Genomic DNA, 12,653 nt, shown 5'->3' with positions numbered 1-12,653 from the left:
GACCTGAAAATGACAAACCCCGCCAGTTTGGCGGGGTTTTCTTTTGCCTTGATGGTGTCGCGACCATCCAGAATGGTCAGTCGTTGCTGATATCAGGCAGGCTGTTCTGGGCGGTGGTTTCCATGATCGATTTGCGATCTTTGAGGAAACTGGCATAGCCGTTTTCCATCATTGCGCCGCCCAACTCGATATAAACCGTGAACAGGCGAGACAGGGTGTCGGCCTCGTCAGTGTCAAGGACAGACAAAAGTTCGCCAGACCGGGCCTGACCGGTTTCGAAATGTTCCCATGCATGTTCGAGCATGATTTTCCCGAGATAATCGAGCTCTTCATACTTGCCCTGACCGATGGCATTGCGAATTTCGCCAAGGGTGATGTCGGCTGCGATCAGCATTTCGGACGGAATGGTGACAAGGCGGTCGGGGCCTTTGATGTCGTCGGGCAGATCGCGCAGGATGTGAATAATATAGCAGAAAATTGCCATGTCCCGCGCGTGATAGATCGGCGGATTGGTCAGGGGCGAGGTATAGCCGATTTCCGGGTCAAAGCGCGCAGATAGCAGATAGACAAAGATCGATGCAGGCGCAGCAGTCGCGCCTTCGCAATAGGCGATGAAATCGTCCCATTCATCCATCGGTTCTTCGGCAACGTCGCGATGAAGGGCGTCAGCCAGTTCGATCCATGGATCGGTCGCAAGATCACTGCGGCCAAGGGTCAGGCGGAGTGCCTCATACACATCACCGCTAAGCGGTCCGGTTTCGGGCAGCGGATTTTTCGCCCCGGCCTTGGCCGAGATGATTTGTGCCTGCCACTGATTGATGGTTTCGATAACTGTTTCGCGCTGAGCATCGCGTTCGGCGTCGGGCAACTCAAGAAAACCGTCATCGACGATATCGTCAATGACGCGCATCGAGGCGTAGCTTGCCAGAAAGAAGCGCTGGCGTTCCGGAGAAAGACGCATAGCCGCACGATAAAGATTGGCGTTTTTGGCCGCAGCAAGTTCATTGCAGGCATTAAACGGTGCGCCAAGTACGGCATTTTCAGGTGGGAGCGAATGGCTCATACGCGTCTATATGTCCCTTTGGGTTGCCTTTCAAAGAGTCATACAGGACTGCCCGTCCTGTGCAACAGGGTATTTGCCCATCGGCCTGTAAATGCAGATATCGATCGGTCAGATCAGAATTCGATTCGATAGCGCGCGGTCAGGCCCAGCATGGCATCAATACCGTCAAGGACGCTTTGATCGGGTTGGGACGGCGTCAGGTTGCGCGACACACTGCCATGCAAGCCGATCCAGATATCCTGAAGCGGCATGTAGGAAAGTGACGCAGCAAGACCGGCATCGTTTATGTCATTGTCGCTTTCAGATAACAGAAGTGGCCTGCGTGATTGCTCAAAAGCATAGCCGCCCGTCTGGTATATGCCGATATTTTCCGATTTCGATGCGCTCAGATCAAGAAACGGTCCAACGGCAATGCCAAGACCCGGTGTCGGTGAATAGCCCAGCCCGATCTGGGCGCTAAGCCCGTTGTGGGTGTTCCGGGTCCCGTCCATTTCAAGCCAGAACTGACTGCTTTGTCCAGTGTCATCGGGTTCCGAGCCAAGCAGGAAACTGCTGCGCGTGCGTCCGGAAAAATACCGGCTGATACCGTTATGACCTGCCGGCGGCAAGATCGCGGCCCCCAGATCACTGCCAAATGCAAGACGCGGAGCCGAACTGATCGGAGGAACGTCATCTGATTGCGCATAGGCAGAAGAAAGCCGACCCATGCCCACCGTGATGAGGGCAGCGAGTAATGCGCTATAGAGCGAAAAGTTTGCCAGATGCAGTTTCATCATGCCGCCTGTTCCCACAGGTGATCACAGAGCCACAGCAATCAGCGCATTGGATTTGGGACCTCTGCGTAGGAGGTCATATACGTCTTCGGTGTCGGTCCCATACCAACCATGTATTGTCCGCGCCGCCACATTCTGCGTGGCATTTTTCGCGGATCGAACCTGATCAGGTCACTTGTGAAGGAGGGAGACGTCAACGGGACCGCGTAACGATTGCGGCCTATTGGCTTGTGCTTCCCAGAAAGTCCCTGATTGCGTTGATTTGCGCTTTGTCATTCAGATGGGGAGCATGTCCGCAGTTCGCCACTGCAAAAACAGGCATTTCAGGTTTTTTATTTTTCATTTTATCGACAATAGCCCTGGGGATCAGATCAGATTGTTCGCCGCTGATCAGCATTACCGGACAGGGCAGGGCATCAAAAACATCCCAGGCATCAAAGGAATCAATGTGTTCGGCAAAGATGCGCATGACTTCGGGGTCGTAATGCATCATGAAATTGCCATTCGGCAGGCGTCGCACGGACCGTGAAGCTAAAAACGCCCAGGTGGCATCATCGGCAACGCCAAACGGGGCATAAACCAGCCTGACCAGCTTTTCAACATCATCGATGGTTTCGAATTCCGGTGATGCCCCGACATAGGATTTGATCCGGGCAACCGCATTCGGATCAAGTTCCGGCCCGATATCATTGAGGACCAGCTTTTCGATCCGTCCTGCGACTTCGGCAGTGGCATAAAGGCCAATCAGCCCGCCCATGGATGTGCCGATCCAGTCACAGGTACTGACCCCGAAATGGTCAAGCAGTTCAAACATCTGGGCGACATAGAAAGGGACGGTATATTCGCGGTCCGGATCTTTGGCCCAGCCGGAAAAACCACGCCCGATCATGGTTGGACACAGTACGTAATACTGATCGGTGAAATGCGGGGCAACATGATCAAAATCATCGGCAAGTCGCGCCAGACCATGCATCATGATCAGTGGGCGTTTTGCTGGATCACCCCATGCCCTGACATGGATTTCATACCCACAGCATTTGACGAAATGTTCGCGAAAATCTGCCATGGGAAGGCTCCTTGTCAGGGAAGTGATCGGGGATCAGCTGGCCCGTTTGCGGGCGATCATGAACAGGCGATTGAATGGGAACAATGTGCGTCCATCATCGCGTATCGGGTAAACCTGATTAAGGCGTTCCTTGTATTTCGCGGTAAAGCTCGCACGTGCCGCGTCATCAGGAAGGGCTGCCATAACCGGGCGCAGGATGGTCGAGCTGGTCCAGTTATAAACCGCGTCCGGGCCATTGAGCACATGGCAATATTGTGTCTGCCAAAGGTCAATCTCGTCACAGGACGGTGCAAGAACATCAAAATAGTCGCCAGGTCGCATGATGCGTGCGGCATGCATGGCTTCGGCGACTTCCTTGCGCCACTCGATCCCGGCTTCACCGATCAGCTGATGGCTGGGGGCCAGGAAATTATTGGGCACCTGAATGGCAATCATGCCGCCGGGGCGGACAAAACTCATCAGGCGCGGAAACAGGTGTGAGTGATCGGGGACCCATTGAAGGGCGGCATTGGAAAACAGCAAATCAACCTGATCATCAGGCTGCCATATTGCGATATCGGCCTTTTGCCAACGGATATTTTCCGACCGTTTGCGTGCGGTCTCAAGCATCTCGTCAGAGGAATCAACACCTATAATTCGCGGGGTATCGTCGCCTTGATCCGCATATGCATCGGCAAGGACAGCTGTTACCGATCCCGGGCCACAGCCCAGATCAACGATGTGACGGGGTGAAAATCCGCTTGCTGCTTTGGGCAGGCGGGTAATCAGATCAATGGCCGGTCGCAAACGCTCATTGCCAAACAGACCGTAACGGGCAGGGTCCCAATATGTATTGCTCATAGACAATTCCTAGAGCTTTCTCGGGTGTTTTTAAAGCATTAGATGCCGGTTACGGCTGCGTCAGGCACAAGGTTGATTAATGATCGGCTGCTTCGAGCTGATCATAATAACCCTTGATCAGATGGAACATGAACAGCACAGCGCCAATGAAAAGGGCCAAACCGACAAAATAGGAATAGCCGTCTTGTGAGCCAGATGCATAGAACAGGCCCAAAATACCGACCGCAATGGTCAAAACACCAAAGATAATCCGATCCGCACCCATATTGGAACTCCTCTAAACCGTAGGTGTTATTGATTCTTGAAATTTAGCGAAAAGAACGCGGCGATCAAGCCGCATAGTCGCCTTATGCCTGTTTGATTTCACGAATTCTTTGCGGTACATCACGAAATGCATCAGCAATTTGCAAATAAACCGGCCGTTTGAACGGCACGATCAGATCGGGCAGTGTGGCAAGATCATTCCAGCGCCAGGCATCAAATTCCGGATTGGGAACATCAATCTTGATGTGCTTGTCCTTGCCGGTAAAGCGCATGGCGAACCATTTCTGTTTCTGGCCGCGATACTTGCCCTTGAATGCTTTGCCGACCAGATGGTCGGGCAGGTCATAGGTCAGCCAGTCAGGTGTTTCTGCGATGATTTCAGCCTTGTCGGTGCCGATTTCTTCCTTGAGTTCGCGAAGGGCGGCCTCAACCGGTGTTTCGCCATCATCGATACCGCCCTGTGGCAACTGCCAGGCACCTTCAAAGCCCAGACGATTGCCCATCCAGACCAGACCATCCGCATTGAAAAGTGCAATGCCGACGCACGGACGGTATGGCAGGTCTTCGGCACGGACCTTTGATTTGGTTTCGGACGGGTTTGCGGATTTGTCAGCCATGATTTCTCCTGCGTGACCGGGGCCGGAATTGGCGGCTTGCCGTCACTGACCTTCGATGGTGGCGGCGGGTTCTGTGTTGTTGGCAGAATCTTGCGCCATTGCTTCGATTTCGCGTTTTTCAGCTTCAAGGCGCGATGCTTCGGCCTCGGCGACGGATTGCGGTGTGACTTGCATCCCGGAAATTGCACTGACCGGGGCCAGTTCGACCCCCTGACGTTTTAAACGCAATGCCCAGTTCCGCAGACGCTGGATTGTGACCGGATAGGATTGGGCAAATCCGATTGCCGCGCCGTTGCGCTTTGCAAGTTTCACCAGTTCGGTCAGTCTCGCATCGATCTGGCGGCGGCTCGGGATTTCATCAATCAGGACATTGCCGATTGCATTGGGTGTTCCGGCATTCGATGCCAGTTGTGCGCCGTAGCTTGCCATGCCGCTGCGTGTACCTTCGACATACATCAGACCGGATCGGGAAATGAATTCGATGATCGGCCGGATGGCGCTATCAAGGCTGCCGAATTTTGATCCTTCGTGACTGACCAGTCCGGCATAGCCGGGGAACTGTGCAAGTAACCATTCAAGCCGCACAAGGTTTTCCCCCTCGGACAGGGATGTCAAAAGTGCACGTGGGCCGGGATCAGACAGCGGGAAGTCGACGGGTTCCATCGGCAGTTCAAGGAAGACTTCATGTCCCATTGCACGGGCCTGACTGGCGACCGATTTGATGTCGCGCCCATAAGGCGAAATCGCCAATGACACGTTCAAGGGAAGATCATTGATCGCGGTCTGGGTGCGTTCATCATTCAAGCCAACACCGGTCAGAATGATGGCGACATAAGGCTGTCCGTCGGTTTTCTCGAACGGGCGTTTATAGGCATCAAACGGGGTTGTCCCGTCATCTGCAATACGCGGAATACGTCCGAAGCTTCCTTCCTCGTCAAGGCCGGGAAGCGGGGCCTGTCGCAAGGGATCGGGTTCGATGGGATCGTCAATCGATCCTTCCTCGGCGATCAGGGCTGCGAGTTCTTCGGGGGATGGCTGGTCCCCTGAAGTTGCAGCATCACCCTGTTCGGGGGTCCCGATCAGATCGGAAATACCTGATAGCTGACTGGCGATTTCTTCGGGACTGCTATTCGTGCCATCGGTTGGCATATTGGCGTTTTGCTGAGCGCGTTCGCGTTCCTGCATGTCGCGCACACCACGAGCAATCTCTTCCTGAAGTTCGCGCTCTGAGCCCGGCACGGCAACCAGTGCCTCGGGCCCGCCGGTATGAAACAGTCGCCAGCCGGTTTCAGGATCAAGAACCGGGATCATGGCCACAGCTGTCGCCCCGAAGGGCGACAGGAACAACGTAATGATCAGAAGTTTTGACAGCCAGCTGCGCCTTGATTTCGGCCGCTTGGGAAGTCTTTTGAACTGAACATCGATGGGCAGTTCATTGAAGGGCAGGTCATCGAGATCAACATCGTGTTCGGCGTCAGACATCCCGTCGCCAAGGTCGTCAGCCAGCGCGCCAGCCATGTCCTCGTCGAGATCGCCATTCTTCTTCTTTCTGAATGGCAAGGAGTTTAGGATTTTCCTGAACACGAACAGCTAGTCTCTCACGGTGTCCGGTTGGTCCTTACCCTTGCGGGCGAGAACCAAACAGGGAAATGCCCCGGATCATGTCAAGTGCACGCGACAGCTGGTAATCGTCAATCGCAAGCTGCTCGGCCTGATCCCGGCGGGAGTTTGCATCCTTTTCGGTGTCGGTGGTGTGTGCATCCTCGTTGCGAAGCGCACCATTCAGTGATGCTTCGGAACGGCGGGTGTCACCTTCGATGCTTTCGACACGGGCCTGTGGCACGATGATATCGGGAACGATCCCGACTTCCTGAATCGATTTGCCCGACGGGGTGTAATAGCGCGCTGTCGTCAGACGCAGTGCGACATTGCCCGGCATCGGAAGGATGGTTTGTACCGATCCCTTGCCGAAGCTGCGCGTGCCCATGATGATCGCCCGGCGGTGATCCTGAAGCGCACCGGCAACGATTTCGGATGCCGATGCCGAACCGTCATTGATCAGAACAATCATCGGAAGACCTTCGGCCAGATCGCCGGAACGGGCGTTGTAGCGTTCGGTATTCTGGGTGTCACGCGGACGGGTCGATACGATTTCGCCTTTATCAAGGAAGGCATCGGAAACCGAAATTGCCTGATCAAGAAGGCCGCCCGGATTGTTGCGAAGGTCAATCACTAGACCCTTGATTTCCGGGCCGATCTGATCGCGCATGTCGGTAATTGCGCGCTGCAGGCCGCTAAAGGTCTGTTCGTTGAATTTGGTGATGCGGATGTAACCGATATCTTCCTTTACCTCGGCGCGAACCGACTGGATCTTGATCACTGCACGGGTCAGGGTGACATCAAACGGCGCCTGTTCACCCTTGCGGATGATGGTCAGGACGATGTCGGTATTGACCTTGCCGCGCATCATTTCGACCGCGTCGTTAAGCGTCAGGCCGCGAATGGCAGTGCCATCAATATGGGTGATGAAGTCGCCCGGTTGCAGGCCGGCCTTTTCCGCGGGCGTGTCATAGATCGGCGAGATGACTTTGACAAAGCCGTCTTCCATCGTGACTTCGATCCCAAGCCCGCCAAATTCGCCGCGGGTATCGACTTGCATTTCCTCGAAATTATCCATGTTCAGATAGGAGGAATGCGGATCAAGCGAGGTCAGCATGCCGTTGATGGCAGCTTCGATCAGCTGCTTGTCATCGACTTCTTCGACATATTTGGCTTTGACCTGTTCAAAGACATCGCCAAACAAATTCAGCAGGCGATACGTTTCAGCCGAGGACGTTGAAGATTGCGCCAGACTTGGGGACGCAAGGCCGAAAGTCATGCCGGTCGCGAGTGCGAGTACTGCCAATCGAGAGGTTTTCATCCACTTACCTTGCCGTTTTTCGAGGCCAGCCAGGGAAGCGGATTAATCGCTTCTCCGTCCTGGCGCATCTCCAGATACAGTTTAGGCGCCGTTTCACCCATAATACCAACAGGTTCGCCCGCCAATAGATATTGTCCTACCACACTGTCGAGCCGATCAAAACCGGCGATAAGGCTATGGTATCCTTCGCCGTGTTCGATAATCAAGAGTCGGCCGTAACCGCGGAAGGGTCCGGCAAAGACAACTTTGCCGTCAAAGGGCGAGACAACCTGCGCATTTGCACGTGTGCTGATCTCAATTCCCTTGGATCTTGTGACTGTCAATCCGTCCGGGCCACGTGATTTTTCCCCGAACAGTGTGACGACTTTGCCACTGGCGGGCATTCGTAAATGCCCGTGTGCCAGCGTAATTGAACTGCCAACAGCGAATTCCTCGTCGCTGGTACCATCTTTTTTGTCTGGTGCGCTGGGTGCGTCATCTTTTCGCGCCGGGGGGTCCGGCGGCGGGTTGCGCGCAATCGTCGTCGCGCCAAGCGTGTCGGCGTCCGGTTCGGTCCGGCTGGCAAGCTGAATTTCCGGGCGGGAACGCGGTTTTGGCAATCCTTCGGCACGCTTGCGAAGCGTACTCAGCAACTCGCCAAGTGATTTGGCCTCGTCGGCAAGGGCGCTCACGGCTTTGGCGGCTTCGTGTGCTTCGGCCTCGGTCTCGGTGCGCAAGCGGCGTTTTTCACCCAGCAGGGCGGCCAGTGATGCGCGGTCCTGCTGTAATTCCTTGGTCGCTTTGGCGACATCGGCGCGACGGTCGCGGATATCTTCGCGAAGTGTGGCGATTTCAGACAATTCCTTGCGCAGGTCGCGCGCATGCTGCTCCACACCGGGAAGCGCTGCTTTGAGCAACACCGCCGAACGCAGGGTATCCTGCGGTGATGTTGGCAGGGCAATGACGGCTTCGGGCGGTGTTGTTGACAGACGCTGAAGCGCCATCAGGATGCGGGCATATTGCCCGGCCTTGTCTTCGAGACTGGTCGCGGCAACCTTTTCACGGGTTTCGAGTGTCTGAAGCTGATCTTCAAGTTCGGTCAGGGTCGTTTCCAGACGCTGGGTCCGCCGGGCAACCGAAATGGCTTCGGATTGCAGGGCCTGTTCCTCGGTCCAGAGTTCGCGCGATTTACGCGACAGGAACTCTTCCTGTTTTTGCTGTTCGGAAAGCTGGCTTTCGAGTTGATCAAGCTTCTTGTCAACTTTCTGCAGCGATTGGGCAAAAGAAGGCGCTGCCCCGCCTGCCGCAAGAACCACAAAAACGGTCAGCGCAGGCAGGGCTATCCTGTAAGCAAATTTAGCTCGCAAGAAGCGCATCATTCTGTTTCAGGCCCCTAAGCAACGGTTTGCCAGTCATCTCGGCTGGCTGGGCGACGCCAAGCAGTTGCAGCAAGGTCGGCGCAACGTCGGCAAGACGCCCATTCTCCAATGTTACCCCTTCCGGACCGTTAACAAGAATGGTCGGAACCAGATTAAGGGTATGTGCCGTGTGCGGTTCGCCGGTTTCAGGATCGACCATGACTTCGCAATTGCCGTGATCGGCAGTCACAAAGGCGACACCACCAACCGACTTGATCGCATCAATCACTTTGCCAAGGCAGGTATCAACGGCCTCGGCCGCCTTCATGGCCGCAGACAGAATGCCGCTATGGCCGACCATGTCGGGATTGGCAAAGTTCAGGATGATCGCGTCGTATTTTTCCGACTTGATCGCAGCAACCAGTTTTTCGGTCACTTCGGGGGCGGACATTTCCGGCTGAAGGTCATAGGTCGCGACTTTTGGTGATGCGACCAGAATACGGTCTTCGCCTTCGAAGACCTGTTCTTCGCCACCGTTAAAGAAGAACGAGACATGCGGGTATTTTTCAGTTTCGGCAATACGAAGCTGCTTCAGACCGGCTTTGGAAACCACTTCGCCAAAGATGTTCGGCAGGGTCTGGGGCGGATAGATCGCATCCATGTATTTGGCATGTTCGGACGAATATTCGACCATGCCAGCCTGTACTGCGAACTTGACCGGCGTGCCACGATCAAAGCCATCGAATTCCGGAGCGCACAGGGCTGCCAGGATTTCACGGGCGCGATCGGCACGGAAGTTGGTCATCAGCAGGCCATCGCCATCCTTGATGCCATCGAAATCACCAATCACTGTCGGCAGAACGAATTCATCGGTGGTGTCTTTGGCATAGGCATTGGCAATGGCGGCTTCGGCACTTTCAGCCGTACGGCCATCGGCGTAATTTTTGCCCTGCACCATCGTGAAATAGGCCTGACTGACGCGTTCCCAACGGTTGTCGCGGTCCATGGCGTAATAGCGCCCGGTAACGGTCACGATTTCAACGTCGGCATCGCCGATCAGGGCGCGGAATTTTTCAAGGAATTTGGCAGCACTTTTCGGTGCCGTGTCGCGACCATCAAGATAGGCGTGAATTTTCACCGGCACATCAGCGCCCGCGATGATTTTAGCAAGGGCGGCCATATGGGCCTGATGGGAATGAACGCCACCTTCGGACAGAAGACCGGCAATGTGGCAGACGCCATTGCTGTCTTTCAGGGTCGCGATAATCTTTTTGACGGTGTCGGTATCGGCAATGGAGCCAGTTTTGACGGCTTCATCAATTTTGGGCAGTTCCTGCATGACCACACGGCCCGCCCCAAGATTCATGTGACCGACTTCCGAATTGCCCATCTGGCCTTCGGGCAGGCCAACATCCAGACCGCACGCCTTGAGGAAACCGGTCGGGTTATTGGCATAAAGCGCATCCCAGACAGGCGTATTGGCCAAGGCAACGGCGTTGTCCTTGGTTTCTTCGCGATAACCCCAGCCGTCCAGAATGCACAGCACCACCGGGCGCGGGCGCTTTACGGAATTCGATACAGTCACGTTCATAAACCCCACTGATAGAGATAAAGGCTGAATTACCCGTAAATAATTACCAGTAAATATGGTGACTTACGGGACGGTTCGCCATCAATCCTGTTGCGCGGGCAGGGTGGGTCAACCGTTACTCGCAACAGGCACATGCGTAATTCCGGCAATTTAGCATGAATGTGGCCGCGAAACAGTACCCGTGCCGGGAATTTTTTGCAGGTGCAAAGCTGCTTTTTGACAGGGTTTGCAGACACAGATACTCTGCGTTCCAACGGTGATCCTCAGAGACGGCAGAAATGGCGTTTCGCACCACGACGGGAGAGCCCGGTCATCCGCATGGCCGGCGCCGAAGGAGCAATAGCCCCATAAAACTCTCAGGCAGATGGACCGTCGCGGATAGAGGCTCTGGAGAGAGAAAACGGATGGCGTGCATGTTCATTGTGCCCGGCACCCGGTTTCCACCGAAGGATGAAAACCTGTTGGCTGACATTGTTTTTGGCAGGCAGGCGCACAATCTCAGGTCAAGGGACAGAGGGGGCAAGACACCGGTTCGCAAACGGCGCGAGATTTCGCGCGTTCAAGAGCCGTGAAGGAGGCCCTTATGACCACCCATACCGCCACCGGTCCCGCTTCGGGATCGCAAGACGGATCTGTGCAAGACGTAAACCTTTCTGTTGTTGATCTTTATACCATCGGGATTGGCCCATCGAGTTCGCATACGGTTGGTCCGATGCGGGCGGGTTACCGCTTCTGCCTTGAACTTGAAGCCCGCAATCTTTTGAGCGCAACCGGCAGCGTTGTGGTCGATCTTTATGGATCTCTTGCCCTGACGGGTAAGGGACATGCGACCGATACCGCCGTGATCATGGGCCTTTCAGGGCAACGTCCGCGCAGTGTGGATCCCGATGATGTGGCCCCGACCATGGCGGCAATTGATGCCAGTTCCGAGCTGCAACTTTACGGGCAGCATCCGGTGGCCTTTAACCGCGAGACCAATCTTGTTTTCCATTTTACCGAGACCTTGCCGCAACATCCCAATGGCATGCGGATCACGGCCTTTGATCGTGACGGGGTGAAAATCCACGAACAGGAATATTTTTCAGTTGGCGGCGGATTTATTGTGTCTGGTGATGATCGCGGGGCGGAATATTCCGGTGATAACATCACATTGCCCCATCCGTTCGGATCAGCCGATGAATTGATGGCGATCTGCAAGCGCGAAGGGCGTTCGATTGCCGAAATCATGATGGCAAATGAACAAAGCTGGCGCAGCCCGGACGAGACATATGAATTTGTCGATCGCGTGCATCGGGCGATGATGGATTGTATTGATCGTGGCTGCAAAACGGACGGTATTTTGCCCGGCGGGCTGAATGTGAAACGGCGTGCATCCAAGCTTTATCACGAACTGACAGATAAACCCGAGGCGGGCCTTCGCGATCCTTTGACCGTGATTGACTGGGTCAATCTTTATGCCCTTGCCGTGAACGAGGAAAATGCCGCAGGCGGGCGCGTCGTGACGGCTCCGACCAACGGGGCAGCCGGGGTGATCCCGGCGGTACTTCGTTATTATGAACGGTTTGGGGCCAATGCCAGCCAGGCCAAAATTCGCGAATTCCTTTTAACTGCTGCTGCAATCGGTTCGATCTACAAGAAGCGTGCCTCGATCTCGGCAGCCGAGGTCGGATGCCAGGGCGAGGTCGGTGTTGCCTGTTCGATGGCAGCGGGCGCACTTTGTGCCGTTCTGGGCGGCACACCCGAACAGGTCGAAAATGCTGCCGAGATCGGGATGGAACATAACCTTGGCCTGACCTGTGATCCGATTGGCGGTTTGGTGCAGGTGCCCTGTATCGAACGCAATACAATGGGGGCGGTCAAGGCGATCAATGCCGCACGTCTGGCATTGCGCGGCGACGGACAGCACACCGTCTCGCTTGATCGTGTGATCGAAACCATGCGCCAGACGGGACTCGACATGCAAAGCAAGTACAAGGAAACCAGTCAGGGCGGGCTTGCGGTTAATGTCAACGTTGTCGAATGTTAACCCCTGTTCGGAAGAATAGGGCGGAAAACAGCGGTTTCTGACAATCGGGTGGTGATGGAAACAGTGCCGGTTTCTGCTTTCTTGTCACTCCCGGTTGATAATCTGCTATGATCGGTGAACCAAAAAAAGGGGCAAAGACCCCATCAAAGGTTGGAC

11 protein-coding genes and 1 riboswitch are annotated in these 12,653 nt (G+C 55.1%); of the genes, 1 reads left to right on the top strand and 10 read right to left on the bottom strand.

All coding sequences use genetic code 11. From position 1 onward, the window contains the following. Positions 1-76: 76 nt before the first annotated feature. From ACTU44_RS20855 to gpmI, 10 genes are all read right to left on the bottom strand, one after another. Positions 77-1,063, bottom strand: a complete 987-nt coding sequence (locus ACTU44_RS20855; RefSeq protein WP_114097086.1) for a squalene/phytoene synthase family protein — start codon at positions 1,061-1,063, stop codon at positions 77-79. 113 nt (positions 1,064-1,176) lie between these two features. After that, entirely contained in the window at positions 1,177-1,839 is a 663-nt protein-coding gene (locus ACTU44_RS20850) for a hypothetical protein (RefSeq protein ID WP_462096275.1), read from the bottom strand. A 217-nt stretch (positions 1,840-2,056) separates the two neighbouring features. Beyond that, positions 2,057-2,902 (bottom strand): alpha/beta fold hydrolase, encoded by an 846-nt coding sequence (locus ACTU44_RS20845; protein WP_462096274.1) that lies wholly within the window; start codon positions 2,900-2,902, stop codon positions 2,057-2,059. A gap of 33 nt (positions 2,903-2,935) precedes the next feature. Further along, entirely contained in the window at positions 2,936-3,742 is an 807-nt protein-coding gene (locus ACTU44_RS20840; RefSeq protein WP_336083077.1) for a methyltransferase domain-containing protein, read from the bottom strand. 76 nt (positions 3,743-3,818) lie between these two features. Beyond that, positions 3,819-4,007: a hypothetical protein gene (locus ACTU44_RS20835; RefSeq protein WP_114097090.1), complete on the bottom strand. Its 189-nt coding sequence runs from the start codon at positions 4,005-4,007 to the stop codon at positions 3,819-3,821. A gap of 82 nt (positions 4,008-4,089) precedes the next feature. Beyond that, on the bottom strand, positions 4,090-4,623 hold the full coding sequence (locus tag ACTU44_RS20830) for an RNA pyrophosphohydrolase (protein ID WP_114097091.1): 534 nt from the start codon (positions 4,621-4,623) through the stop codon (positions 4,090-4,092). A gap of 42 nt (positions 4,624-4,665) precedes the next feature. Continuing rightward, positions 4,666-6,183, bottom strand: a complete 1,518-nt coding sequence (locus tag ACTU44_RS20825; RefSeq protein WP_462096273.1) for a divergent polysaccharide deacetylase family protein — start codon at positions 6,181-6,183, stop codon at positions 4,666-4,668. A 58-nt stretch (positions 6,184-6,241) separates the two neighbouring features. Continuing rightward, entirely contained in the window at positions 6,242-7,543 is a 1,302-nt protein-coding gene (locus ACTU44_RS20820) for a S41 family peptidase (protein WP_336083071.1), read from the bottom strand. Beyond that, entirely contained in the window at positions 7,540-8,901 is a 1,362-nt protein-coding gene (locus ACTU44_RS20815) for a murein hydrolase activator EnvC family protein (RefSeq protein WP_462096272.1), read from the bottom strand. The genes ACTU44_RS20820 and ACTU44_RS20815 overlap by 4 nt, the downstream gene beginning before the upstream one ends. Beyond that, a complete protein-coding gene (gene gpmI, locus ACTU44_RS20810; protein WP_462096271.1) occupies positions 8,879-10,471 on the bottom strand; it encodes a 2,3-bisphosphoglycerate-independent phosphoglycerate mutase in 1,593 nt (530 codons plus the stop codon). The genes ACTU44_RS20815 and gpmI overlap by 23 nt, the downstream gene beginning before the upstream one ends. Before the next feature lie 287 nt (positions 10,472-10,758). Beyond that, positions 10,759-10,853: riboswitch (glycine riboswitch) on the top strand. Between the two features lie 201 nt (positions 10,854-11,054). Here gpmI and ACTU44_RS20805 point away from each other — a divergent pair. Then, positions 11,055-12,497, top strand: coding sequence for an L-serine ammonia-lyase (locus ACTU44_RS20805; protein ID WP_462096270.1), 1,443 nt, complete (start codon positions 11,055-11,057; stop codon positions 12,495-12,497). Positions 12,498-12,653: the final 156 nt, after the last annotated feature.

The sequence above is a fragment of the Thalassospira sp. SM2505 genome (assembly GCF_054901115.1).
The sequence above is the reverse complement of the archived record's forward strand: the minus strand, read 5'-3'. Positions and strand labels throughout refer to the sequence as shown.